The 24994-nt window shown below is 73.1% G+C and carries 26 protein-coding genes; 15 read left to right on the top strand and 11 right to left on the bottom strand.

From position 1 onward, the window contains the following. Positions 1–569: 569 nt before the first annotated feature. Entirely contained in the window at positions 570–995 is a 426-nt protein-coding gene (gene dtd / locus OO63_RS22975; protein WP_030362222.1) for a D-aminoacyl-tRNA deacylase, read from the bottom strand. Positions 996–1357: 362 nt separating this feature from the next. Between dtd and OO63_RS22970 the strand changes: the two genes are divergently transcribed. Next, entirely contained in the window at positions 1358–1990 is a 633-nt protein-coding gene (locus tag OO63_RS22970; RefSeq protein ID WP_051811101.1) for an RsiG family protein, read from the top strand. A gap of 200 nt (positions 1991–2190) precedes the next feature. Beyond that, on the top strand, positions 2191–3174 hold the full coding sequence (locus tag OO63_RS22965; RefSeq protein ID WP_030362220.1) for an asparaginase: 984 nt from the start codon (positions 2191–2193) through the stop codon (positions 3172–3174). A 183-nt stretch (positions 3175–3357) separates the two neighbouring features. Here OO63_RS22965 and OO63_RS22960 read toward each other — a convergent pair whose 3' ends face one another. After that, positions 3358–3543, bottom strand: a complete 186-nt coding sequence (locus tag OO63_RS22960; RefSeq protein WP_030362219.1) for a hypothetical protein — start codon at positions 3541–3543, stop codon at positions 3358–3360. A 274-nt stretch (positions 3544–3817) separates the two neighbouring features. Here OO63_RS22960 and OO63_RS22955 point away from each other — a divergent pair, with 274 nt between their 5' ends. Further along, complete coding sequence (locus OO63_RS22955; protein ID WP_380890463.1) at positions 3818–4681, top strand: winged helix-turn-helix domain-containing protein; 864 nt, start codon at positions 3818–3820, stop codon at positions 4679–4681. An 84-nt stretch (positions 4682–4765) separates the two neighbouring features. Here OO63_RS22955 and OO63_RS22950 read toward each other — a convergent pair whose 3' ends face one another. Next, entirely contained in the window at positions 4766–4954 is a 189-nt protein-coding gene (locus tag OO63_RS22950) for a hypothetical protein (RefSeq protein ID WP_030362217.1), read from the bottom strand. Positions 4955–5078: 124 nt separating this feature from the next. Between OO63_RS22950 and OO63_RS22945 the strand changes: the two genes are divergently transcribed. From OO63_RS22945 to OO63_RS22930, 4 genes are all read left to right on the top strand, one after another. Then, on the top strand, positions 5079–5990 hold the full coding sequence (locus tag OO63_RS22945) for a winged helix-turn-helix domain-containing protein (protein WP_030362216.1): 912 nt from the start codon (positions 5079–5081) through the stop codon (positions 5988–5990). 45 nt (positions 5991–6035) lie between these two features. Then, on the top strand, positions 6036–6743 hold the full coding sequence (locus OO63_RS22940) for an HAD family hydrolase (protein WP_234311380.1): 708 nt from the start codon (positions 6036–6038) through the stop codon (positions 6741–6743). Between the two features lie 283 nt (positions 6744–7026). After that, on the top strand, positions 7027–8058 hold the full coding sequence (locus tag OO63_RS22935) for an aminoglycoside phosphotransferase family protein (protein ID WP_030362214.1): 1032 nt from the start codon (positions 7027–7029) through the stop codon (positions 8056–8058). 89 nt (positions 8059–8147) lie between these two features. Further along, positions 8148–9005, top strand: coding sequence for a hypothetical protein (locus OO63_RS22930; protein ID WP_063750443.1), 858 nt, complete (start codon positions 8148–8150; stop codon positions 9003–9005). Here OO63_RS22930 and OO63_RS22925 read toward each other — a convergent pair. Continuing rightward, positions 8986–9717 carry an ABC transporter permease gene (locus OO63_RS22925; protein WP_051811103.1) on the bottom strand — a complete coding sequence of 244 codons (732 nt, stop codon included), beginning with the start codon at positions 9715–9717 and terminating at the stop codon, positions 8986–8988. The two genes, OO63_RS22930 and OO63_RS22925, sit on opposite strands and share 20 nt — an antisense overlap. Positions 9718–9793: 76 nt before the next feature. Further along, positions 9794–10837 carry an ATP-binding cassette domain-containing protein gene (locus OO63_RS22920; RefSeq protein ID WP_078619302.1) on the bottom strand — a complete coding sequence of 348 codons (1044 nt, stop codon included), beginning with the start codon at positions 10835–10837 and terminating at the stop codon, positions 9794–9796. 131 nt (positions 10838–10968) lie between these two features. Here OO63_RS22920 and OO63_RS22915 point away from each other — a divergent pair, with 131 nt between their 5' ends. Beyond that, entirely contained in the window at positions 10969–11784 is an 816-nt protein-coding gene (locus tag OO63_RS22915) for a TetR/AcrR family transcriptional regulator (RefSeq protein ID WP_078619301.1), read from the top strand. On the opposite strand, the gene OO63_RS22910 is transcribed toward OO63_RS22915, so the two are convergent. After that, positions 11768–12418, bottom strand: a complete 651-nt coding sequence (locus tag OO63_RS22910) for a TetR/AcrR family transcriptional regulator (protein ID WP_030362209.1) — start codon at positions 12416–12418, stop codon at positions 11768–11770. The genes OO63_RS22915 and OO63_RS22910 overlap by 17 nt on opposite strands. A 74-nt stretch (positions 12419–12492) precedes the next feature. Between OO63_RS22910 and OO63_RS22905 the strand changes: the two genes are divergently transcribed. Together OO63_RS22905 and OO63_RS22900 are read left to right on the top strand one after the other, a co-directional pair. Then, complete coding sequence (locus OO63_RS22905) at positions 12493–14595, top strand: HelD family protein (protein ID WP_030362208.1); 2103 nt, start codon at positions 12493–12495, stop codon at positions 14593–14595. Between the two features lie 128 nt (positions 14596–14723). Beyond that, positions 14724–15587 (top strand): SRPBCC family protein, encoded by an 864-nt coding sequence (locus tag OO63_RS22900; protein ID WP_030362207.1) that lies wholly within the window; start codon positions 14724–14726, stop codon positions 15585–15587. Between the two features lie 19 nt (positions 15588–15606). Here the strand turns inward: OO63_RS22900 and OO63_RS22895 are convergent, their stop codons facing one another. Next, positions 15607–16743: a pyridoxal-phosphate dependent enzyme gene (locus OO63_RS22895; RefSeq protein WP_051811098.1), complete on the bottom strand. Its 1137-nt coding sequence runs from the start codon at positions 16741–16743 to the stop codon at positions 15607–15609. 131 nt (positions 16744–16874) lie between these two features. On the opposite strand from OO63_RS22895, the gene OO63_RS22890 reads away from it, so the two are divergent. The 4 genes from OO63_RS22890 to OO63_RS22875 all read left to right on the top strand — a co-directional run bounded on the left by OO63_RS22890 (position 16875) and on the right by OO63_RS22875 (position 20892). Further along, positions 16875–17786, top strand: a complete 912-nt coding sequence (locus OO63_RS22890) for a LysR substrate-binding domain-containing protein (RefSeq protein WP_030362205.1) — start codon at positions 16875–16877, stop codon at positions 17784–17786. Between the two features lie 513 nt (positions 17787–18299). After that, positions 18300–19136 carry a DUF4097 family beta strand repeat-containing protein gene (locus tag OO63_RS22885; RefSeq protein WP_030362204.1) on the top strand — a complete coding sequence of 279 codons (837 nt, stop codon included), beginning with the start codon at positions 18300–18302 and terminating at the stop codon, positions 19134–19136. 80 nt (positions 19137–19216) lie between these two features. Beyond that, positions 19217–20164, top strand: coding sequence for a daunorubicin resistance protein DrrA family ABC transporter ATP-binding protein (locus tag OO63_RS22880; protein WP_033264359.1), 948 nt, complete (start codon positions 19217–19219; stop codon positions 20162–20164). Positions 20165–20295: 131 nt separating this feature from the next. Further along, positions 20296–20892, top strand: a complete 597-nt coding sequence (locus OO63_RS22875; RefSeq protein ID WP_030362202.1) for a hypothetical protein — start codon at positions 20296–20298, stop codon at positions 20890–20892. Between the two features lie 45 nt (positions 20893–20937). Here OO63_RS22875 and OO63_RS22870 read toward each other — a convergent pair whose 3' ends face one another. Further along, a complete protein-coding gene (locus OO63_RS22870) occupies positions 20938–21417 on the bottom strand; it encodes a nuclear transport factor 2 family protein (protein WP_051811097.1) in 480 nt (159 codons plus the stop codon). Positions 21418–21489: 72 nt separating this feature from the next. Beyond that, positions 21490–22158 carry a haloacid dehalogenase type II gene (locus OO63_RS22865; RefSeq protein ID WP_030362200.1) on the bottom strand — a complete coding sequence of 223 codons (669 nt, stop codon included), beginning with the start codon at positions 22156–22158 and terminating at the stop codon, positions 21490–21492. Between the two features lie 205 nt (positions 22159–22363). Here OO63_RS22865 and OO63_RS22860 point away from each other — a divergent pair, with 205 nt between their 5' ends. After that, complete coding sequence (locus OO63_RS22860; protein ID WP_030362199.1) at positions 22364–22825, top strand: pyridoxamine 5'-phosphate oxidase family protein; 462 nt, start codon at positions 22364–22366, stop codon at positions 22823–22825. Between the two features lie 108 nt (positions 22826–22933). Here the strand turns inward: OO63_RS22860 and OO63_RS22855 are convergent, their stop codons facing one another. Both OO63_RS22855 and OO63_RS22850 read right to left on the bottom strand, forming a co-directional pair. After that, positions 22934–23482, bottom strand: coding sequence for a DUF1062 domain-containing protein (locus tag OO63_RS22855; RefSeq protein WP_030362198.1), 549 nt, complete (start codon positions 23480–23482; stop codon positions 22934–22936). 341 nt (positions 23483–23823) lie between these two features. Continuing rightward, positions 23824–24831, bottom strand: coding sequence for a hypothetical protein (locus OO63_RS22850; RefSeq protein ID WP_248782214.1), 1008 nt, complete (start codon positions 24829–24831; stop codon positions 23824–23826). Positions 24832–24994 lie beyond the last annotated feature (163 nt).

The raw sequence follows: 24994 nt of genomic DNA, 5'->3' as shown, positions 1-24994 counted from the left end.
ACCTGAGCGACGGCCCGGCACCCTCTGCCTTGCCGGGCGGGCTCTGTCCCACCCACCCGCCCAGACTTGGACCACCTGAGCGACGGCCCGGCACCCTCTGCCTTGCCGGGCGGGTTCTCTGCCACTCGCCCGCCCAGACTTGGACCACCTGAGCGACGGCCCGGCACCCTCTGCCTTGCCGGGCGGGCTCCTGTCCCACCCACCCGCCTGGGCTCGCACCACCTGAGCGGCAGCCTGGCGGCCTCTGCCTTGCCGGGCGGGCTCTGTCCCACCCACCCGCCTGGGCTCGCACCACCTGAGCGGCAGCCTGGCGGCCTCTGCCTTGCCGGGCGGGCTCTGTCCCACCCGCCCGCCCAGACTTGGACCACCTGAGCGACAGCCCGGCACCCCCTGCCCCGCCCGACGGGCTGGCTTCCCCGCCGACCCCCTCTCGCCCCCCGGGCGGGCTGGAGGTGCCGGGCTGTTGGTCAGGTGGGGGCAAGGTTGGGCGGGTGGGTGGGAGGGAGCCTGTCCGGTGATTGAGGACGAGGCGCGGAGCGCCGCATCGGGGGTGGGCCCGGGCCCGTGGGTCAGATGTCCAGGAGGACGGTGAACGGGCCGTCGTTGGTCAGGCCCACGCGCATCTGGGCGCCGAAGCGGCCGGTGGAGACCGTGGCGCCGAGGGCGCGGAGCCGGGACACCACCTCGTCGACGAGGGGCTCGGCCACGTCCCCGGGGGCGGCGGCGTTCCAGGTGGGGCGGCGGCCCTTGCGGGCGTCGCCGTACAGGGTGAACTGGCTGATCACGAGGAGCGGCGCGCCGACGTCCGAGCAGGACTTCTCGTCGGCGAGGATCCGCAGGGACCACAGCTTGCGGGCGAGCTGTCCCGCCTTCTCCTTGGTGTCGGCGTGCGTGACGCCGACCAGCACGCACAAGCCTTCGCCGACGATCTCCCCGACCGTCTCCCCGTCCACGACGACGCTCGCGCCGTCCACCCTCTGCACCACCGCACGCATGCCGCCCATCATGCCCTGCGCGCACGCGCCGTCCGCGCGCCGGTCCAGAACCCCCCATCCGGGGCCGATTGGGGGCACTCACGCACAGAGCGACCACTCGGGGTGGCACGATGCTCACACGCGGTGTACCGCGCCGGCTGAGGGGACGGTAGAGCCACATGAGCACACCCAGTACGCCCAGTACGCCCAGCACGCCATGGTCGCCCGGGGCGTCATGGCCGTCGGGGGCGAGACACCCGGGCGGGACGGCAGGGAGGGGCGGGACCGCGAGCATGGGCGGGCCGGCGAGGGCAGTAGGGACGGCGGGGACAGTGGGGCCAGCGGGGGCGGCAGGAGCAGCGGGGGCAGCGGGGGCCGTGGGCATGGCGGGGGCCGCCGAGGCGGGTGGAGCGGCCGGTGCGGCGGGCATCGGCGGCACCCACGTCCCGCGCCCCCCGGTCCAGCGCACCGACAGCCCCGTCCTGCCCGACGTACCGGCCCACGACCTGACCGCCCTGCGCCTGCCGGAGCTGCGCGAACTGCGCCGCTCCACGCAGCAGGACGAGGCGGACCTGAGCTACGTACGACGGCTGCTGCAGGGCCGTATCGACATCCTGCGGGCGGAGACCGCGCGCCGCAGGGTCCCGCGCGCGGCAGGCCGGGGCCCGGAGGCCACCGCCGGGGAGGAGTCGCCGCTGGTCGTGGACCGGCTCTCGGAGATCCTCACGGACGGCCCGGCCCGGCACCGCTCGTCGGCCCGCCATGTGACGCTCGGCACCCCGCACAGCGAGGAGTACCGACGCCTGGCCGCCGAGATGCTCGCCGACGTGGAGCTGTCCGACCTGGCCGCCCGCACGGACGAGGAGCTGCACGCGGCGATGGGCCGGCTCGTCCGCTATGAACAGCAGGTTTCCCGGCGGCGTCAGGAGATGCAGCGGACGACGGACGATTGCAGTGCGGAGATCGCCCGCAGGTACCGTGAAGGAGAAGCACAAGTAGACGACCTGCTCGCGTGACCTGCCGGCCCCGACGGCCACCGCCGCCCCACAGGGCCCGACGGCCGCCGTCGGCCGTGACCTCGGTGGACGTCCGCGTGCGGCGCCCGCCGAGATCCCGTGATCCCGGTGGACGCCGTGTCCGGCACGGCCGCCGCGATCCCCCGGACCGGCGTTCCCGCGGGCGGTCCGTCGCACCGCCCGCACCCGGAAGGCCGAAGATGCCGAAGACGACGCCGCCGTCCGCCGCCACCAGTTCCCCCGTCATACACCCGGTCCTCGCCGAGGTCGTCCGGTCGGGCTTCGTCGAGGGCCACCACCGCGGCAGCCTGGTGCTGCTCGGGGCCGACGGCGACGTGCAGCTCGCGCTCGGCGACGTGAGCAGCCCGGTCTTCCCGCGCTCCACGAACAAGCCGATGCAGGCGGCGGCGGTGCTGCGGGCCGGCCTCGACCTGTCCGGCGAGCGCCTCGCCCTGGCCGCCGCCAGCCACTCCGGCGAAACGTTCCACCGGGACCTCGTACTGAAGATGCTGGCCGAGCACGGTCTCAGCCCCGCCGAGCTGCAGTGCCCCGCCGACCTGCCGCTTGACCCCGAGGAGGCCGAGACCTACCTCGCCTCGGGCGCCGTCCGCGACCGGGTCACGATGAACTGCTCCGGCAAGCACGCCGCGATGCTCGCCGTCTGCGCCCTGAACGGCTGGCCCAAGGAGACCTACCTCGACCCCGGGCACCCCCTTCAGCGCCTCATCCACGACGGCATCGAGGCCGCCGCGGGCGAGCCCGTCGCCGCCGTCGGCACGGACGGCTGCGGCGCGCCCCTGATGGCCATCTCCCTGACCGGCCTCGCCCGCGCCTACCGGCACTTCGTCCTCGCCCCCGAGGGCAGCCCCGAGCGCCGGGTCGCCGACGCCATGCGGGCCCACCCCGAGTACGTCGCCGGGACCCGGCGCCCCGACACCTGGCTGATGCGGGCGGTGCCCGGCGCGCTGTCGAAGATGGGCGCCGAGGCCGTCCAGGCGGTCGCGCTGCCCGACGGCCGCGCCCTCGCCTTCAAGATCGACGACGGCTCGACGCGGGTGCTCGGCCCGGTCCTGGCCCGCGCGCTGCGCCTGCTCGGCACGGACGCCCCGATCCTGGACCGGATCGGCAGGGCGCCGCTGCTCGGGGCGGGGCGTGAGGTGGGGGAGATCCGCGCGGTGATCTGAGGTCACCTGGACGTTCCGACGGGGTGGCCCACGGGCGTGGGCCACCCCGTCGCTTCTTCGGGGCCCGGGCCTGGCGTTGGCGGGGCCTTGGGTGGGCCCGTGCCCCGGGTCTGACGGCTGACCGAACTCCCGGCTCCCCTCCGGATGAGAGCTCGGTCAGCCCGCCTGGTGAGCCGGGCCGCCTCAGCCCGACTGGGCGAGCAGCAGCACGAGGATCAGCGCCCCGATGCCGCCCGCGGTGGTGTTCTTGGCCTTGATGCCGACGGTGAGCAGGACGAAGGCGATGATGCCCATCGGCCCGTACTTCCACTGGATGGCCTGCTCGAATCCAATGACGAGGGCGGCGATGACGACGGCGATGAACGGCATGACGGTCCCCCTTCCGGTTCGGGGGCGGCGGGCCCCCTGGTCGGCCGCCAACGGGTCGCCCCGAACGCCGGGTTCGGCCCGGCGGCCTGGGCTGGCCAACCCCCGAAGGGTCTGACCATGTCGCCCAAGTTGGCTACCAACTCCAACTGACTTATCTCCGCGATGGTGCGTCTCATAACCACCTTCTCGGCAACTCCCCAAAGATGGCGAGAAGTTGTACTGTTTGGTTGTGAGCCCGGACCAGGCCGCCGTCAACGAGCGGAAGAGGCCGACCATGACTCCGCACCGCTCGCACCACGAGGTGGCGGACGAGCTGCGCGACCGGATCAGATCCGGGCGACTGCGGCCGGGACAGCGCATGCCCACGCAGGCCGAGCTGGCGGTGGAGTTCGGCGTGGAGCGCGGCGCCGTACGCCAGGCGCTGCGCATCCTGCAGAGCGAGCAGCTCCTGGCCAACGTTTCCAAGGGCAGCCCCGCCACGGTCGCGGCCCCGTCCGGGCCGAGCCCCGACACGGTCCGGCCCGAGCCCACGATGGTCGGGCTCGCCCCGCGCATCGCCGCGGCCTTCCAGGCGCCGCACGTGGAGATCGACGCGCTGTGCCTCACCTCCATCTCGCTGACGATGGCGATCGGTGAACCGCTGCGGCAGATCCACGCCGGACAGCTGAAACCGGCCAAGGTCGACGTCCGGGTGCTGCTGCCGAGCCGCGACATCGACCTCGCCTTCCCCGCTCCGGTGGAGGGCGAGGACGAGGGCGGCCATGTGCACCGCCGCTGGCTCGACCAGCGCAACGCGCAGGGCCAGGTCCTGCGCCACAACCTGCAGACGCTGCGGACGACGCACGGGATCGACGTACGGGTGGAGTTTCGCGCCCTGCCCTTCACCCCGCCGGTCAAGCTCTATCTGCTCAACGGCTCCGAGGCGCTGTTCGCGTACTACACGCTCACCCAGCGCCGGGAGGAGATCGGCCAGGAGTCCCTGGAGATGTGGGACGCGCAGGGAACGCAGTCGATGCTGTTTCCGTTCCACTCGGGGGACGGGCTGCGGGACACGACGTTCGTGGAGCAGTCCCACCTGTGGTTCAACGCGCTCTGGGAGACGATCAGCCAGGACCTGAAGCTGAACCCCGGTCCGTAGGCGGACGGGCGGACGGCGGGCGCCGTGCGTGGCGCCTGGCGCGCCCGCGCGGGCTCGGACCGGTGGTTCAGCGCTTGGTCCTGGTCACAGTGCGGGTCCCGTCACCATCAGGGCGAGCACGACCGCCCCGATGGAACTGCAGGTGGGGTTCTTCGCCTTGACGCCCACGGTCAGCAGCAGCAGACCGATGAGGCCGAGGGTTCCGTACTTCCACTGCACGACCTGCTCGATGGTGACGGCGAACACGGCTGCGAGGAGGACTACGGCGGGCATGATGGTTCCTCCTTCTGCCATCTCGGGCGAGTTGGCAACCAACTCACTAGAGTTGTCCCCACTTGGTAACCCTTCATAAACAACTTTCCGTCAACTCCCCTGAGATGGCGTCCAGTTGTATCGTCTGGTCGTGACCAAGGAGAACGGTGCAGTGAACGGCAGGAGAAAGACCTCACCCCAGGACATCGCCGACGCCCTGCGCGACCGCATCCGCACCGGCACCCTCAAAGCGGGCGACCGCCTCCCCACCCAGGCCCAGATCGCCCAGGAGTTCGGCGTGGAACGCGGCACGGTGCGCCAGGCGCTGCTCTCGCTGCAGCGGGACGGGTTGCTGAACCACATCAGCAGGGGGAGTCCGCCCCGAGTGGCGGGGGAGGGGGGCGCGGCCGCGGTGCCGGGGGTGCAGCCGGAGCCGCAGCCGTCGATGGTGGCGCTGCAGCCGCGCCTCGTGGAGGCGTTCCGGCAGCCCCATGTGCGGATCGACGCGGTCTCGTACACGGCGGAGACCCTGATGAACGCCGTCACGGAGCCGATCCGCCAGATCCACCAGGGCCAGCTGTGCCCGGAGTCCATCGACGTCCGCATCCTGCTGCCCAGCAGCGCCATCGCCCTGGCCTTCCCGGTGCCGGTCGAGGCCGCGGACGAGCGGGACCGGGTCCGGCTGCAACAGCGCTGGCTGGCGCAGCGCAACGCGCAGGGTCAGGTCCTGCGGCACAACCTCACCTCGCTGCGGCAGTCCCACGACATCGATGTCCGCGTCACCTTCCGCGCCTTGCCGCTCACGACGCCCGTGAAGCTGTATCTGCTCAACAAGTCCGAGGCGCTGCTCGCGTACTACACGCTGGAGTCCATGGAGGTCCCGCTGGACGTGGAGGCCGGCGAGAGCGTGCGCGCGTACGACGCCGGCGGACTGACCACGACCCTCTTCCCCTTCATCCACGGGGACAGCTCGCGCGACTCGGGCTTCGTGCAGGAGTCTCAGAAGTGGTTCGACGCCCTCTGGGAAACGATCACCACGGACCTGACACTCTCTTAGGTGACTCCTGATTCCACGCGACCCGAGGCGAGAGCGACCGAGCCAGTGACAGGTGCGACCGACGATCTGCGAGAACTCATCGACATCGCCCATTGTGTGCTCTTCGACTTCGACGGCCCCGTCTGCCGTCTCTTCGCCGGGCGTTCCGCCGAGAAGGTCGCGGAGGAACAGGTGCGCTGGCTCGAGGAGCAAGGGCTGCACGGGCTGCTCGCCGCGGGGATGCGCGACGAGCCCGATCCGTACGTCGTGCTGCGTGCCGTCGACCGGCGCCACCCCAGGAGCGATCTGGTGGCCGAGCTGGAGGCGCGGCTCACGTACGAGGAGCAGAAGGCGGTGATCTCCGCCTGGCCCACCCCCTACGCCGATGCGCTGATCCGCACCTGGAGGGCCACCGGCGCCCGGCTGGCCGTCGCCACGAACAACGCGCCGGGCCCGGTGGCCACTTACCTGACCGGTCGGGGGCTCATCGACTGCTTCGCGCCGCACATATACGGCCGTACGCAGAATCTGCGTCTGCTCAAGCCGGACCCGTACTGCGTCAAGCGTGCCCTCGCCGCGATGGGCGCCGACCCGTCCCGCACCCTGATGATCGGCGACGCCGCGTCCGACTATCTCGCCGCGCGCGACGCGGGCGTGCACTTCGTCGGCTACGCCCGCAACGACCGCAAGATGCGGGTGCTCCGGGAAATCGGTGCCGAGCTGATAGTGCCGTCGCTGAAGCCGCTGCTCGACACGCTCAAGGGTGAGACGTGACACGTGCCGCCAGGGCGCGGACTTCGTGGTGAATTCGTCCCCGACATATTCACCAGCGAGGAAAACAGGCAGTAATGGCACAGGCGCGCAAGGTAAGTAAGTGCGAGCGTCCGCATACTGGTCAAGTGGTCAGGCGGTCGCCTTCGGGGCGATACTCTCTGCGCTCATGTCACAACCTCTGCCCGGCAGAGCCGATTTGGCCCCACCGGCCGCACTCGGCTGGCACGACCGGCTGATCCACCGATGGGCCACCGCGCACCGTGAACGTCCTGATGGCGAGGTTGTGACCGGTTATCACAACAGTAACTACATCGTGCCGCTCGGCTGGCGCCTCGCGCTGTTGCTGCGGACGATGCCGTATCGCGCCCGGGTGAAATGCCGCACGCCGCTGCAGGCCGCCGAGGTGGCGCCGCGCATCTGGCCGAGCGAGAGCGAACTGCTCGAAGTGGTCACCCGGCACCTGCCCGAAGTCCCGCGCTGTCTGCGGGACTTCGGCGACTGGTCGATGCACGCCTATCGCGCCGGGCGGCCGCTGACGGAGGTCGACGAGAGCGAACTCCACACGGACGAACTGATGGCCAGGCTCGCCGAGTTCTTCGCGAGAACCGCGGCCGTACCGGAGTCCGAGCTTCCGTCGCGGCCCGACGGCTGGCCGAAGGACGGGGATTCCGACGGATTTCTCGCCTGGCTGATCGATTTCACCGAGGAGCGTGTGCACCGCGCCAACCGGCGGCGATTCGACGCGTTATTCGAGGACATCGGGATTCGGCGACACGCGATGACCGAGTTCAAGAAGCGGGCCCCGCGCCTGCACGAGCGCCCCTTCTGTCTTCTGCACACGGATGTCCACCGCGCCAATATCGTGATCGATCGTAAGGAAATAGCCGTAATCGACTGGGAGTTGGCGCTGTACGGCGACCCGTTGCACGACCTCGCCACGCACCTCGTGCGGATGGACTACGACAAGGAACAGCACATTCGGATGCGGCAGTCCTGGACGGAGGCGATGACGGCGGCGGGCAAGGCCGAGCTGACCGCCGACCTCGACGTGGATCTGCCCGTCTATCTGGATTTCGAGTACGCCCAGTCCGTCTTCCCGGATGTCATGCGGGCCGCGCTCGCCCTGCCCGCGGTGGCCCCGTCCGACGCCGAGTTCGAGCAGGCCGCGGCCCACGTCTGCCGGGCGCTGCGGCGGGCGGCCGACCCGCTGCGCCTGGAGGAGGTGCCGGACCAGGCCCGCGCCGTCGAGGCCCTGCGGGCCTGGCACGCCGAGGTGCACGGGCGGGAGGCGGCGCCGGCGGACCCGGTGGCGTGACGCTCTCCCGGTCTTCCTGACCGGCCCGCCCGCAGGCACCATGAACCCTTGCGTGCTCGTGTCAACTACGGGGTGGGCAGGGGGACTTGATGAGTGGTCGCGTGGCATGGGGGGCCGACTCCGAGGGCTGGGCGAAGCGGGCGGAGTCCGCCGTCACCAAGGCACTGTTCCTCGCCGTGTTCGTCCTCGGCCTCCTCGCCCAGTTCGTCACCCCCCTCGGCGACGCCCTCGAAGGCAAGGCCTATCTCGGCGGTGCCATCCTCAGTCTCGTCGGGTATGTGCTCTACAGCGAGGTGCGCGGGCTCAACGACGCGCTGCGGCCGGCTGCTCGGCAGGAGGTCGCGGCGAGTGAGCTGCGGGGGTTCTTCGGGGCGGCGCTCGGGCGGGCGGAGCCTCGGATCGATGCCATCGGGTTCACGGGGGAGACCGTCGTCAACGAGTTGGCGCGGTCGCTCGACGGGCTGCACGGCGCGGTCCGGCCGGAGGTGGCCGTGCGGATCCTGGTGCCGGACTTCACGCGGGAGATGGCGATACCGGGCATGCTCGACGGGGACGGCAAGGCGGCCGACGACCCGGACTTCCGGGCGGAGCTGCTGCGGCAGGTGCAGGGGTACGAGCGGGGCATGGAGGTCCTGGCCAGGCGGCTGCGGCACGACCGCAGGGGCGGGCTCGCGGTGGAGTTCCGGGTGCTGCACATCTCCCCGTTCGTGAAGTTCTGCCTCGTCGACAGCGAGCACCTCTTCGACGGCATCTACGACGCCGTCAAGGAGGAGCCGTCCCGGGACCATCCCGGGCGGCATGTGCTCGACCTCATGGGGTACGACTCGCTGCTCACCCACTGGCACATCGACGCGGGCGCGGCGGCTCGCGAGAAGATCGTGCGCAGGCAGGAGCTGTTCGAGACCCTGTGGCGCGTCGCCCGCCCCCTCACCCCACCCGCCTCCTGAACAGCGCCGCCGCCAACCCCACCGACCCCGCGAGGATCCCCGCGCACCACGCGAGGGCCAGCCAGGGCGTGGTGCCGGCGGGCTGGTCGAGGAGGAGGGCGCGGAGGGAGTCGATGACCGTGGTGACCGGCTGGTGGTCGGAGAAGGCGGCGAGCCAGGACGGCATCGAGTCGGTGGGGACGAAGGCGCTGCTGGGGTAGGGGAGGAAGCTCACGAAGAAGGTGTAGCCGTTCGCGGCCTCCGGGGACTTGGCGAGGAGGCCCACCGCCGCGGACAGCCAGGACAGGGCCAGGACGAAGGCCAGGAGGAGGCCGGTCGCGGCCAGCCATCCGGCGGGGGTCGCCGTCGGGCGGAAGCCGATCGCGAAGGCGAGGGCCAGGACCAGCGCGGTCGCCAGGACGTTGCGGGCCACCGAGGCCACGACGTGGCCCGCAAGGATCGCCGTGCCGCCGACGTCCAGGGAGCGGAAGCGGTCGATGATGCCGCCCTTGAGGTCCTCCGTCACGGCCACCGCCGTGCCGGCCGAGCCGAATCCGGCGCACAGGAGCAGGACTCCGGGGACCACGTACGTGACGTAGCGGGTGTCGGTGCCGGTGTTGATCGCCCCGCCGAAGAAGTACACGAAGATCAGGAGGAGGAGTACGGGGAGCGCCAGGGCTGTGATGAGCGCGTCCACGGTGCGGCGGCTCAGGCGCAGGGAACGGCCGGTCATGGTGAGGGAGTTCGACGGCAGGCGGGTCAGGAGGGAGTTCGACGGCAGGCGGGTCAGTGGGCCCGTCGGCAGGGCCTCAGGCATGGGTGGGCTCCTTCGGGTGCGTCGTGGTGGGTGCCGTCAGCGTCAGGAACACCTCGTCCAGGCTCGCCGTCCGCAGCGCGAAGTGCGCCACGTCCGTGCCCGTCGGGTCGAGTTCGTCGAGGAGCGCCCGTACGTGGGGTGCGGTGCCGTCGGTCGGCAGGGTCAGGGTGCGGGTGCGCGGGTCGTGGTGGGTGGCGTGCGGGGTCTGCGCGCGGACGCGGAGGTAGGCGTCGGACGTGGCCAGGGTGAGGTCCAGGTGGTGGCCCGCCACCCGGGACTTGAGCTCCGCCGGGGTGCCCTCCGCCACGATCACCCCGCCGTGCAGGACGGCGACGCGGTCGGCCAGCTGGTCGGCCTCCTCCAGGTACTGCGTGGTCAGGAAGACCGTGGTGCCGCGCGCGGCCAGGTCCCCCACGACGTCCCACAACTCGCGGCGGCTGCGCGGGTCCAGGCCCGTCGTCGGCTCGTCCAGGAAGATCACCTCGGGTTCGCCGACAAGACCGGCGGCGAGGTCCACGCGCCGCCGCATGCCGCCCGAGTACGTCCTGACCAGGCGGTCGGCCGCGTCCGACAGGCCGAAGCGGGCGAGGAGTCCGTCCGCCCTGGCCCGGGCGGCGGCCCGGCGAAGGCCCACGAGGCGCGCCATCATCCGCAGGTTCTCCGCCCCTGTCTGCGCCTCGTCGACCGCCGCGAACTGGCCGGTCAGGCTGATCGCGCGGCGCACCTCGCGGCGCCGCGTCCGGATGTCGTACCCGGCGACCCGCGCCGTGCCCGCGTCCGGCTCCGTGAGCGTGGCGAGGATCCGGACGGCGGTCGTCTTGCCCGCGCCGTTCGGGCCGAGGAGCGCGAAGACGGTGCCGGTCGGGACGCGCAGGTCGATGCCTCGGAGGACGGGGACGGGGGTGTCGGTGCCGGTTCCGCCGTAGGACTTCGTGAGGCCGGTGGCCTCGATCGCGGCGGGGGCGGCCAGGTCTGTGGTGGTGGTCGTGGCGTTCGTGGTGCCGGTGTCGCCGGTGGCTTCGGATGCTGCTGGCATCGCCCCTCCCAAGGGTGCGGACAGGTACTGCGTAAGGCATACGCATTACTGTGTAAGGGTTACGCAGAACTACGATGGTCGTCAAGCCAAGGCGCGGAGCGGGTGAGGTGGCAGGGGAAATGGCAGGGGAGATGGCAGGGGGGATGGCGTCGGACGGCGGCGGTGGCGCGGGTCGGACCGACGGGGAGACCGGCCTTCCCGCGAGTCTCGAAACCGCCTGGGGCCTGCGCGCACGCCCCTCCAAGGGCCCCCGCCCCGGCCTCAGCCTCGACCGCATCGTCCGCGTCGGCATCGGCGTCGCGGCCGCCGAGGGCGTCGGCGCCGTCTCCATGGGGCGCGTGGCCAAGGAGCTGGGCGTCTCGACGATGTCCCTGTACCGGTACGTCTCCGCCAAGGACGAGCTGTACGTCCTGATGGAGGACGCCGCCGTGGGCCCGCCGCCCCCGATGCCCGCCGACGTCGACGGCTGGCGCGCCGGCCTGGAGTGGTGGGCGCGCGCCCAGCGTGAGGTGTTCCACCGGAACCTGTGGCTCCTGCGGATCCCGATCTCCTCGCCGCCCGCGTCGCCGCACTCGCTCCAGTGGATGGAGCGCGGGCTCGCCGCCCTGGCGGACACCGGTCTGGACGAGGGCCGGAAGATCTCCGTGATCATGCTGATCGGCGGCTACGTACGCAACGAGGCCACCCTGATGGCCGACCTGCACGCCGCCATGACCGCCCGCGGCCTCGCCCCCGACGAGGTCATGCGCCGCTACGAGCGCACCGTCGACGCCCTCACCGCCCCCGACCCCGGCCGCTATCCCGCCCTGCGGCACCTCCTCGCCTCCGGCGCCCTCGGCGCGCCCGACGAGTCGCCGGACACGGAGTTCGAGTTCGGCCTCGGGTGCCTGCTCGACGGGGTGGAGGTCCTCGTGGGGTCGGGCGGCGGGGCTACGCGTACTGCGTGAGCCCCGAACTCAGCTGGTCGAAGGCCTGGTTCGCCGCGCGCACGGCGTCCGCGCGCACGTCCGTCACCGGCTCGCCCGCAGCCACGCGGCGCCAGTTCTCCAGGGCGAGGACGCGCTGCGCCGCCAGGATCTGGGCGGCGGCCAGGCGTGCGGGCAAGGGGGCGACGGGGGCGTCCGTCGGTCCGCCCAGCGCCTCCGCCAGCGCCCGCTCGGCCCGCTCCTGGTAGCCGTACAGCCGTGCCACCAGGGACGGCGTACCGTACAGGAGCCGGTGGAAGGCCAGGACCTCGGGCGCGTCGTTGAGGCCGGTCACCGGGTCGTGCCGGGTCAGGCCCGCCAGGAAGTGGGCGCGCAGCGCGGCCAGCGGGGAGTGGTCCCGCGGGCGCCCGGTGACGACCCGCGCCGCCTCGTCCTCGTGGTCGGCGAACCGGTGCAGGACCAGGTCCTCCTTGGCGGGGAAGTACCGGAACAGCGTCGGCTTGGAGATCTCCGCCGCCGCGGCCACCTCCGCGACCGACACCTTCTCGAAGCCCCGCTCCAGGAACAGCGCGATGGCCGCGTCGGAGACGGCCTCGTACGTCCGCCGCTTCTTGAGCTGGCGCAGGCCCGTCGGCTTCGTCTCGTGGTCCGTCATGCGCGACAGCCTACCGGAGGGTGAGTCTGGGTAATAAATGTTACCCGGTAACATTTTCTTGTACGCTCGACGGCATGACGGCACCCGGCACCTCCCTCGACACCCCCGCCCTCGACGCCGCCCTCGCCCGGGAGCGGCAGTACCACGACCTCTGCCGCGCAGCCCTCGCCGCGATGGTCGACGGCGCCCAGGAGCACGTCGTCACCGGTGAGCACGTCGCCGCGTCCGGCGCCGACGCCGAAGTGCTCGGCTACCAGCTGCGCAGCCGCGCCAAGGAGATGCGCGAACTCCCCGACGCCCCGCTGTTCTTCGGCGCCCTCGACTTCGACGCCGATGCGGCCGACGCGGGCGACCACCGCGGCCAGCGCTACCACGTCGGCCGTCTGCGCATCACCGAGGACCCCGCGGCCCCGCCCCTGGTCGTCGACTGGCGCGCCCCCGTCTCGCGCGCCTTCTACCAGGCGGGCGTCCGTGACCCGCAGGGCGTCGCCGTACGCCGCCGGTTCGGCTGGGCGCCGGGCAGCGCGGGCGACTCGGCCGACCTGACGGGCCTGGAGGACGAGCACCTGACGGCGGGCGAGGAAGCCCCGGACGGCCGCGGCGCCGACCCCGCCGCCCCCGGCCCCCGCAGCCGCATCCTCACCGGCGAGATCGAGCGCCCCCGCGTCGGCCCCATGCGCGACATCGCCGCCACCATCCAGCCCGAGCAGGACGACCTGGTCCGGGCGGGGCTCGGCGACTCCGTCTGCGTCCAGGGCGCCCCGGGCACCGGCAAGACGGCCGTCGGCCTGCACCGCGCCGCGTACCTCCTGTACACCCACCCGCAGCGGATCCGCCGCTCCGGCCTCCTCGTCCTCGGCCCCAACCGCACCTTCCTGCGCTACATCGCGGAGGTCCTGCCCGCCCTCGGCGAGACCGGGGTGCGCCAGGCCACCGTCCGGGACGAGATCGCCCGGCAGCCGGTGCGGGGCGCGGACGGGCCCGACGCGGCCCTCGTCAAGCACGACGCCCGGATGGCCGAGGTGCTGCGGCGCGCGCTGTATGCGAGGGTGCGGCCCGGCGGCGCCGAACCGCTCGCGGTGCCCGACGGCTCGTACCGCTGGCGCGTCCCCGCCGGTGACCTGGACCGGATCGTCGCGGACGTCCGCGCGGAGGAACCCCCGTACGAGACCGGCCGTGAGCGCGTCCGCACCCGCGTCGTGCGCCACATCCAGGAGCAGGCCGAGCGGCGCGCGGGCCCCGTCGGCAACGCCTGGCTGCAGAAGATCTCCCGCGCCAGGGCCGTCTCCGCGTTCGTCGACGCGGTGTGGCCGAAGGCGCGGCCGGAGCAGGTGCTCGCCGAACTCCTCGCGGACTCGGGCGCGTTGGCGTCCGCCGCGGACGGGGTACTCGGCGCCGCGGAGCAGCGGGCGATCCTCTGGGAGCGGGCCCCGCGCTCGTACCGGTCCGCGAAGTGGTCGGACGCCGACCTCGTGCTGCTCGACGAACTCGCGGGCCTCGTCGAGCGGCCCGCGGGGTACGGCCACATCGTCGTCGACGAGGCGCAGGACCTCTCGCCCATGGAGTGCCGCGCCATCGCGCGCCGCGCCGGCTTCGGCTCGCTCACCGTGCTCGGCGACCTCGCCCAGGGCACCACGCCGTGGGCGGCCCGCGACTGGCCCGCCCAGCTCGCCCACCTGGGCAGGCCGGACACCCCCGTGACCCCGCTGACCACAGGTTTCCGCGTCCCGCAGGCCATCGTCACGCTCGCCAACCGGCTGCTCGACGGCCTCGGCGTGGACGTGCCGCCCGCCCGGTCCCTGCGCGCGGACGGCGAACTCGCCGTGCATCGCGTACGGGACGTGGCCGCCGCCACCGTCGACGCGGTGCGCGGCGCGCTCGCGCACGAGGGCTCGGTCGGCGTCATCGCCGCGGACACCGCGGTGGCGGGGGTGCGGGCCGCGCTGGCGGCGGCGGGCGTCGAGGCGGCCGACCCCGACGAGCTGGGCGCCCGCGTCACGGTCGTGCCCGCCTCCGTCGCCAAGGGCCTGGAGTACGACCATGTGGTCGCCGTCGAACCCGCGGACATCGTGGCGGCTGAGGAGCGCGGGGCGCACCGGCTGTACGTGGTGCTGACCAGAGCGGTCTCGCGCCTCGACGTGGTGTGCGGGCGGGGGGTGCCCTGGGAGGCGGCCTGACCGCGTCCGGTGGTCGGGGCTGTGCGGTCGGGTCTGGACCTGGCCGGTGGGCGGCCCCGCCCGGCCGCGTTCCGCCCTGCGTCCCTGGGGTCCGCCGGTTATGTTGGCGCGATGGAGGACCACCCCTCATGAGCCCCCGCAACCCCCACTCCGACACCCTCACCGCGGCCGACGGCGACGGGCGGTACGCCCTGCGGATGGAGCGGCGCCTGACCCGTCCGCCCACGGAGGTCTGGGCGGCGCTCACCCGGCCCGAGCGCCTTGCGCACTGGTTTCCGTCGGAGGTGCGGGTGGAGTTGGTGCCCGGGGGCGCGATGGAGTTCGTGTTCCCCGGGGAAGCCGAGCCCGGTACGACCGGTGAGGTGACCGACGTCGACGAGCCCCGGCTCTTCGCCTTCACCTGGGGCGAGGACCACCTGCGCTGGGAGGTCGCCCCGGACCCGGAGACCGGCGGCTCGCTGCTCACCCTCGTCCACACCTTCGACGACCGGTTCGGCGCGCCGAGCTTCGGCGCGGGCTGGCACCTGTGCGTCACGGCGCTCGGCGCCCACCTGGACGGGGAGCCGCCGGGACCCGCCTTGGACACGGTGGACAAGGGGGAGTTGCACGAGGCCTATCTGGAGCAGTTCGACCTGGGCGGCGGGGAGATCACCGGTGCCGGAGTCGTGCGTTTCGAGCGGCAGCTGGTACGGGGCGCGGAGGCCGTGTGGGCCGAACTCGCCCAGGGCGCGGGCGTGGTGGCGGGCGAGCTCGTGCCCGCCGGGTTCGCCGCCGAGGGGGTGCCCGCGGGCCCGGTCACCCAGGTGCGGGTGCCTGAGCTGTGCGCGTACGCGTGCCCGGCGGGCGGTGTGGTCAGGTGGGAGCTCGGGGCGGGTACGGGGTACGGGGCGCGGCTCGTCCTCACGCACACGGGGGCCGCGGACGCGGGGGCGGCGTCGGTGGCTTGGCATGCGCGGGTGGAGCTGTTGGCCGGGCGGCTGTTGGAGGGGTAGGGCTTCGGGGACGGGCCGTTCACTCCGCCCCGTGCGGATTCGCCTCCCTCCCCTCCGTGCTCAGGAGCACCACCGTCGCCCCGGCCCCCAGACCCAGCTCCGCCCGGCGTCCCCCCGCCCTCGCCCCCGTCAGCGCCGCCCGTGCCCCCGCGAGCGCGGCCGCCCCGCACGGCCCCGACGACACTCCGAGCGCCGCCAGGTCCCGTACCGCCGCGAGTGCTTCGGCGTCCGGCACCGTCACCGCCGCGTCCAGGCCGTCCCGCAGCACCGGCCAGGCCAGGCCGGACAGCGTGCCGCAGTTCAGGCCGGCCATCACCGTCTCCCCGGCCGCCACGGTCACCGACTCGCCCCGCGCCAGGCTGGCGAGCCCGGGCGCGGCCTCGGTCGGTTCCACGGCGAGCAGCGCCGGGCCGTGCGCACCCCGGCTCCGGTAGTGCGTGACGGCCGCCTGCGCCAGCGAACCCACTCCCACCGGCACGGCCACCAGGTCCGGCGCGCCCGCGCCCGCGTCGGCCAACTGCCCGTCCACCTCGGCGAACAGCGTGGAGTACCCCTCCACGATCCGCGCGGGCACCTCCTCGTACCCCTCCCACGCCGTGTCCTGCACCAGCACCGAACCCTCCGCCCGCGCCGCCGCCGCGGCCTCCCGCACCGCCCGGTCGTAGTCCCCGGCGACCCGCGTCACCCGCGCCCCCTCGCCCTCGATCGCGGCCGCCGCCCCGGGGTGCACGCCCTGCGACACGAACACATGGGCGCGCAGGCCCAGTCGGCGCGCGATCCGGGCCACCGCGCGCCCGTGGTTGCCGTCGGTCGCCGTGACCAGCTCCACGGGCGTGTCCGACGCCCGCTCCGCGAGGACGCGGTGCACCGCCCAGGACGCGCCGAGCGCCTTGAACGCGGGCAGGCCGAGCCGCGCCGACTCGTCCTTGACGAAAACCCGGCCCACGCCCAACTCAGCGGCCAGCAAAGGGAGTTCGGTGAGGGGAGTGGGGGTGTACTCGGGGAGTGTGACGTGGAAGGCGCGGACCTCGGCGGGTGCGGGGGCGCAGGTCCACTCGCGGGCGGCGGGGCGGGCGTACCAGGCGGGCGGGGTGCCGGGGGCGGTGGTGTCGGAGGGCGTGGCGCGGGAGTCGGTGGCGGGGCCGGTGTCAGTCATGGGGCAAGCCTCCGGCCCGCCGCACCCTTCGGTCCAGCTCATCTTTCCGACGTATATTCATCGGCAGGACCGAAGGGTCAGAGGCGGTCGTGACGGAGCCCCCGGGCCCCGGTGAAAGGGGCGCCGACGCCATGTACGACCTCCATCGCCTGCGCCTCCTGCGCGAGCTGAAGCACCGCGGCACCCTCGCGGCCGTCGCCGCCGCCCTCTCGTACAGCCCGTCGACCGTCTCCCAGCAGCTCTCGCAGCTGGAGGCCGAGGCGGGCGTGCCGCTGCTCGAACCGGTCGGGCGGCGGGTGCGGCTCACCGCGCAGGCCGAGATCCTCGTCGCCCACACCGAGGCCGTCCTCGAACGCCTCGAACGGGCCGAGGCCGACATCGCCGCCTCCCTGCCCGGTCTCACCGGGACGGTGCGCGTCGCCGCCTTCCAGACCGCCGCCCTCGCACTGGTCCCGGACGCGCTGAGCAGGCTGCGCGCCGCCCACCCCGGACTGCGCCCGCACGTCACGCAGTTGGAGCCGGAGGCCGCCCTGCCCGCGCTGCTCGCCCGGGACTTCGACCTGGTCGTCGCGGAGGAGTACCCGGGCGGGGCCGGGCCCAGGGACGCGGCGCTGGAGCGGGCCGACCTGTGCGCGGACCCGATGCGGCTCGCCCTGCCCCGGCCGGTCCCCGAGGGCGCTGGCGCCGACGACCCGGGCGCGGCCCTGCGGGCGCTCGCCGACCTGCCCTGGGTGCTTGAGCCGGAGGGCAGCGCGGCCCGGCGCTGGGCGACGACGGTGTGCCGCGCCGCCGGGTTCGAGCCCGACGTGCGGTTCGAGTCGCCCGACCTGCTGCTGCACGTGCGGCTCGTGGAGCGGGGGCACGCGGTGGCGCTGCTCCCGGACCTGGTGTGGGGCGGCGCCGCGCCGACGGTGGCGCTGCGGGGGCTGCCGCGGGGGCAGCGGGTGCGCACGCTCTTCACGGTCGTACGGCGTGGGCGTGGGCGGCACCCGGCGGTGGCCGCGGTCCGGGGTGCCCTGCGGGACGCGGCGCGGTCCGCGTAGCCCGCCGGGAACCCGGTCTCCCCGTCGGCCGGGCCGCCCGGGAGCCCGCCGCGGCTCCCCGTGCGCCAGGCCGGACACGGGCCGCCCGACCTGCCCACCTCCTTGCCCGTCCCGTCCCTTCCCGCGCCCCTGGCGCCCCACCCGGCACCGCCGTGGCACCGCTGCGGTGCCACCCCCTCCCTGTGTCCCCTTCCGCTCCCCGCCCGTTCGCCACGTCTTGACGCCCTTCCGGGGTGCCGAAGGCCACGTTCCATAAACCGGCGCCCGTGGGAAAACACCAGCTCGCAGGGGGTGGGCCCGTGCGCTTCGCGCCCCGTGAGGCGCACCTCACCCCCTGTGGCACCACCCGGGTGCCAAGTGGGGTTGTGTTGGCGCCATCGATGATGCCATCATGGCATCATGGATGGCGCTGCTCCAGCGGCTGAGAACGCCGGACCGCCGGAGTGACGCAGGACGACTCATCCGCCCGCTGCGACCAGCGGGTCCGCACACCTCAGCTCAGACGGGACGGCCATGCCAGCTTTCGACACCCCCGAGCCCCTCTCCGCCCTCATCGAGTTCGAGATCGGCACCGCCCGCATCTCCGCCGGCAAGCGCCTCGACACCGTCGTCTCGGTGCTCCCGAGCGACGAGCGCGAGGACGTCGACGTGAAGGCCGCGGAGCAGGTCCAGGTCACGTGCGACAACGGCCGCCTGGTCGTCAGGGGCCCCAGGAAGCGCTCGCTGTTCGGCACGGGCGGCTCGATCGAGGTCAGCGTCGAGCTGCCGGCCGGGTCGGACGTCCAGGGCCTCTCGTCCGCCGGTTCGTTCTGCACCGAGGGCCGCCTCGGCGACTGCCGTCTCGAGTCCGCCGCCGGTGACATCCACGTCGCGGAGGTCGGCGCCGCCTTCCTCCGGTCCGACCACGGCGACGTCCGCGTGGACCGCGCCACCGGCGACGTGGAGATCGACGCCGCGGGCCGCATCGACCTCGGCAACATCGCGGGTGCCGCCGACATCCGCAACCGCAAGGGCGACACCACGCTCGGCGAGGTCACGGGCGAGCTGCGCGTCAACTCTGCCGACGGCCGCATCGCCGTCGGCGTCGCCCACGCCGGTGTCGACGCCAAGTCGGGCAACGGCACCATCAAGCTCGGCGAGGTGGCCCGCGGCCAGATAACCCTCCAGACCGCCGACGGCGACCTCGAGGTCGGCATCCGCGAGTCCAGCGTCGCCTGGCTGGAGGTGAGCTCCCGGGCGGGCACGGTCCACAACCCGATCGGTTCGACCGATGGCCCAGGCCCGGACGCGGAGACCGTCCAGGTGCGCGCCAGCACCGGCCTCGGCGACATCGTGATCCGCCGTGCCTGACCGCACCCGCAGGCGCAGGGACGCGTGACACGCAGGGACCGGCCCCGCATCAGCCACGGAAAGAAGAAGGAGGCGACACGATGACTGCCACCACCGGTTCGACCGCCCCGCCCAAGGGGATCACCGCCCAGGGGCTGCGCAAGTCGTACGGCGAGAAGGTCGTACTCGACGGGATCGACCTGCGGGTCTCCGAGGGCACGACCTTCGCCCTGCTGGGCCCGAACGGCGCGGGCAAGACCACCACCGTCCAGATCCTCTCCACCCTCATCTCTGCCGACGGTGGGGACGCCCGGGTGGCGGGGCACGACCTGGCACAGGAGCCGGACGCCGTCCGCGGCTCCATCGGCGTCACGGGGCAGTTCGCCGCCGTCGACGGCCTGCTCACCGCCGAGGAGAACCTCTTCCTCATGGCGGACCTGCTGCACCTCGACCGGGCCGAGGGCCGACGGCGCGCCGCCGAGCTCCTGGCCCGCTTCGACCTCACCGAGGCCGCCAAGAAGCCCGCGTCCGCCTTCTCCGGCGGTATGCGCCGCAAGCTCGACCTGGCGATGACCTTGGTCGGCAGGCCCAGCGTCATCTTCCTGGACGAGCCGACGACGGGTCTGGACCCGCGCAGCCGCCGCACGATGTGGGAGTTGATCCGGGACCTGGTCGCGGGCGGCACCACGATCTTCCTCACCACCCAGTACCTGGAAGAGGCCGACCAGTTGGCCGATCGCATCGCGGTCCTGGACGGCGGCAAGATCGTGGCCGAGGGCACCGCGGACGAGCTCAAGCGCCGCGTCCCCGGTGGCCACGTCACGCTCCGGTTCAACGACGTGCGGCACATGGACGCGGCCGCGCACCGCCTCGCGCTCTCCACCGTCATCCGCGACGACGAGGCGCTGAGCCTGCAGATCCCCAGCGACGGCAGCATCCCCGCCCTGCGCGCGGTGCTCGACGTCCTCGAAGGCGCCGGCGTCCACGCCGAGGCGCTGACGGTGCACACCCCGGACCTGGATGACGTGTTCCTGGCTCTGACGCGGTAGAGCCGTAAGTCCACTTCTGACGTGAACAGCCCGACCGCTGTGAAGGAGGCTCAGCGTCGAGCGCCAACGCGTATGCCGTGCCCGCGCACACGCGTGCGACCAAGCCCGCCACCGCTCCGTATCATCTGCGCATGTCTCAGTCGGAGTACCAGCGGAAGCTGCGGGCGCGCTACCTCGACGCGCCCGTCGTGCCCGCCCCCGAGCCCTGGCAGCTCGTGCCGGGCGGCATGATCGCCGTCGGCGGGCTGCTCGGCATCGGCTTCGCCGTGTGCCCCGGCAGCGGGCGGGACCTGGTGATGGTGGTGTCGGGCGACGGACACGGCCTGTTCGACGCCGTCACCGGCGAGAAGATCGCGCGGGACCGTGACCCCGACCCCGAGACCAGCACGCCGGACGACTCCCCGGACCTCACCTGCCCCGGCCTCGGCCCGGTCGCGGGCACCCCCGTCCACATCGCGGGACTCTTCGGCGGCGGCCTGCACAGCACGTCGTCCGACGGCTGGACCGTGTCCGTCGTCAGCCCCGACTGGCCCTGCCACCGCGTGGTCCTCGCTGCGGGGGACAGCCTCCACCGCGGCTCGGCCGGTGAGACGTGGTGGCACGTCCTGCACGCCCGGTACTCGGAGTTCCGCGCCGCCGGGTTCTCCCCCTCCGGCCGCACGCTGGCCGTCGCCACGAGCAGCGACCTGACGCTGTGGACCCGCCGCCGGGAGCCCGCCGACCGCTGACCGGTCGCGAGGGCGACGAGTTCGCGTACCGCCTGCAGGTGAAGGTCAGTCCTGCGGCACCGCGCAGGCCTCGGCGACGGCGGCCGTGTCCCAGTAGAAGGGGTCGACCTCGGTGATCCGGCCGTGCGCGACCTTGATCGTCTGGAGGATGGGGAAGTCGAGTTCGCGTTCGGTGGTACGGGCGACGGCGTGCACCCGGGTGCGTACGACGGCGGTCGCGCCCGTGGCGAGGAACTCCTGCTCCACCATGTCGAACACCGCCCACACCCGGCTCATCGCGAGGAAGAACCGCTCCATCCCGGCGTGCCCGCGCCAGACGCCGCCGTAGGGCAGCGGGGCGGCCTGGCGCAGGACGACGTCCGTCGAGAAGTAGGGCGCGAGCAGGTCGAAGGAGGCCTCGCCGGGGCCGCCCGCGGCCAGGTACTTCGCCTCGGCGGCGTACATGCCGGTGAGGACGGCCGTCGTGTCCGGGGTGCCGGCCGTGTCCGGGGTGCCCGCCGGTTCTGTCGTGCGTGAGTTCGCCATGCGCGCAGCCTGCTCGGTGGGGCGGGCGCGCGCTGGCGGACATCGGACGTCGAGGTGCGCCGGGCGCGGGCCTCAGACGCCGAGCAGCTCGGCCACTCCGGCCAGGGACGTGACCTCGTGGGAGTGGTAGAAGGGCGCCGACGGCTCGGTGCCACGGTTCACGTGGACGCGGTTCCGCACGCCGAGGTCCGTCGCCGACTGGAGGTCGTAGCGGGGGCTTGAGGACACGTGCAGGGTGTCCTCCGGGCGGCAGCCCAGCTGCTCGTACATGAACTCGAACGCGCGGAGCCGCGGCTTGTAGGCGCGCGCCATCTCCGCCGTGTACACGGCGTGGAAGGGCGCGCCGAGCTTCGCGGCGTTCCGGTCGGCGTGGCTGTCCGCGGCGTTGGAGAGGATGACGAGCGGGAAGCGCGCGGCGAGCCTCGCGAGGGGCTCCGGGACGTCGGGGTGGGGTCCCCACTCCGGGATCGCCGCGAAGATCCTCGCGGGGTCCTCCGGCCGGTACGCGACGCCGGTGCTCGCGCAGGCCCGCTCGAAGGCGCGCGCCACCACCTCGTCGTACGGCCGCCAGTCGCCCATCACCTCGTCGAGCTGGTAGCAGCCGAACCGGTGCAGGAACGCGTCCAGGACCTCGGGCGGTGCGATGTCCTGGACGGCCTCCCGGGCGGCGGCACCGATGGCGAAGTCCGTCAGCGTCCCGTACATGTCGAAGGTGATGAAGGCGGGCTCAAGGCGGCTCAACTGGCTCTCCTCTGACTCTCCTTGTGAAGGGCGGGCCTTTCGGGAACCGAGGGGGCGGACGGGTTTGTTCCGCGGTGCCGTCTCGTTCCGCGGTGCCGCCGGCCGGGGCGGGGGCCGAGTGTGCAGGCCGAGGGGGACGTCGGTCGCTGGGCGTAGGCCCCGCGCCCCATGCGCGCGGTGGAACCCCTGGTTAGGGTCGGCTTCCATGCAGACCACGGGAAACGCCCGGCGCGGGGCGGCGGAGCGCAGGCGGGACACACTGGAGCGGCTCGCCGCCGAGCGGGACGTATGGGTGTCGACCGCGCACCCCGAGCGCGGCCCGCACCAGGTGCCGTTGTGGTTCCTGTGGGACGGGCGGGCCCTGTGGATGTGCACCGGCGCCACGTCCGTGACGGCCCGGAACGTCCGCGACGAGCCGCGCGTGCGCCTGGCGCTTCCGGACACCTCCGACGTCGTGCTCATCCAGGGGGAGGCGGAGTGCTTCCCGGACGACGAGGTCCCCGGGGCGGCGGCGGAGGCGTTCACCGCCAAGTTCGGCTGGGACCCGCGCGCGGAGGACGCGGCGTATCTGTACGTCCGTGTGGTGCCGAGGACGGTGCGGGCCTGGCGGGGGGAGCCGGAGCTGCGGGGGCGGGTCGTCATGCGGGACGGGGAGTGGCAGGAGTAGGGGGATCTGGGGCTGGTGAGGACCGGGGCTGGTGAGGACCTGGGGCTGGTGAGGACCTGGGGCCTGTCCGGCGGGTCGCGCCGGACAGGCCCCGGCACTCAGGACGGCTCAGCGCTTGAGCGTGAACGTGAAGCCGTCGGAGACCTTGCCGCCGAGACGGACGGCCGACACGACCTTCCCGTCCTCGGCCAGCCTCTCGACCTCGGCCCGCGAAAGACCGCACCCGTCGGCGATCAGCCGCACCGGCCTGACGGGTATCCGCGCCGCGAACCGCACCGCGACGTCGACGACCTCGCGGTCCAGGTGATCCGACCCACCGGTGTCGAGGCGCCAGGCCCCGCTCCAGTCGAGGGCGACGTGGTTGCGGCGCAGCAGCACCGGGTCCTGGAGCAGGTCGGCCGCGAGGCCGGGGTCGTTGGCGTGCATCCGGTCGAGCAGCTCGGGCCGTACGGAGCGCACCCGCACCCGCTCCATGACTGTGAGCTTCGCGGTCGCCCCGCAGCCGGCGCAGAGCACGAGGAGCCAGGCGTCGAGGAGCTTGTGGTGCGCGTTGACACGGAACTTGCCGTCGGCCCGGAAGCGCCCGGACGCGCACGCGTGACAACGGCGGAGGACGGATGGCAGGCAGGTGGGCATGACCACCCAGCGATTGAGCACAGAAGTCACCGATCTCAGTGAGAAATCCGCAGCAAAAAGGAGCGCGGCGCAGCGGCGCGACGCGCGACAGATCAGCTCTCGGGAGGTCTCACACGGTGTACAACGGCACGTCCTCACTCAGACGACTCGGTCGGGCAGCACGCTAGACGCGCGTGGCCGCGCTTCTCCAGCGGTTTTCCGGTGGCCCGGCCGCAGTGACTGTGACTGAGCGTTTCGTTTGGCGAGTTGAGCGGAACCGAGCCGAGGTCGGACAGACCTGCGGCAGGTCAGTCGACGGTGTCGATGCTCACGACGCCGGCCTGGTCGGCGAGGCCGGCGAGGCCGCACAGGGCATTCCGACTTCAGGCCTGCTGATGCTCCGGCAGCTCGATGATCGCGAGGCCGCCATCCTGCGCGACGGCGAGCCGGGTGGCGTCGGGGCTGACGGCGGCAACCGGCGTCGGAAGGTGCTCGATGCCGTAGCAGAAGGCCTTCTCGGGGACCGCCACATCGGGCCAAGCCGCGATCACCCGGCCCGTCGCGGCGTCCAGCAGGCGGGGGTGTCCGTTCAACGAGACCACCTGGGAGCTGCCGCGGGCCAGCAGCGTCCCGGTACGGTGGTCGAGCGGGCTGCGGTGCAGCCAGCGGCGCTGCCCGAGGGACCAGACGCCGAGCCGCATCGTGCCGAGCGCCGGCTCCCCCTCCCGCCCCATCGACTCGTCGGTGGTGGACACCGCCAGCCGGTCCTCGTCCAGCCAGCAGGCCGCGCCCACCTCGGCATCGACGCCGGCGTGCGGCTCGAACAAGGTGTCCTCGTCCAGCGTGGCCGGATCGGCGAACGCCGCCGCCAGATCGTGCACGTGCGCCACTCCGATCGGAGCCCACACCCAGCCGGCCGTCAGCAGGTGCCGACCGTCGGGGCTCACCGCGAGCCGCGAGTGGAAGACGTCGAGTGAGCCGCGCGCGCCCTCGGTCAGCCGCTCGCCGGTCCACAGGTCATCGACCTGCAACCGGTTGTAGCCTTCGGGACAGTGCGCCAGGATCTCCCGTCCGTCCGGCAGCCGACCGATCGCCACCGGGTAGTCGTAGTCCTCCGCGTGGTCGTGGCTGCGGTTGATCTCCCGAAGGACCTTCAGCCCTTCGATGTCCACCACAGCACCCTTGGTCCCCCGTTCCTCGTACAGCACGGCGAACTGGCCCGATGGCGACACCACCATCTGGTCGAACGGATACGCCCACCGCAGCGAGCTCTCCCGCACCTTCCCGTCCGGCCCCCACCGCCGCCCGCCCCCGACGAGGTCGACGAGCTCCTCTCCGTCCCACCACAGCGACGCAACCCGCCCCGTCACCGCCAGTACCTGAACTGTCATCACACTCTCCCCCACCTTGGTCATCAGAAGCAGAACGGATACACCGAGGCCTGCGTGCCCGCAGCAGGGCGAAGCGCACCACGACACCTCCGGCACCGGGCACATCCCACGCTTTCCGTCTCGCAAGGTGCGTTGGCCGCAAGCAGGCGTCCCAGTCTGAGAG

This window comes from Streptomyces alboflavus (genome assembly GCF_000716675.1).
GTDB classification, from domain to species: domain Bacteria; phylum Actinomycetota; class Actinomycetes; order Streptomycetales; family Streptomycetaceae; genus Streptomyces; species Streptomyces alboflavus.
The sequence above is the reverse complement of the archived record's forward strand: the minus strand, read 5'-3'. Positions and strand labels throughout refer to the sequence as shown.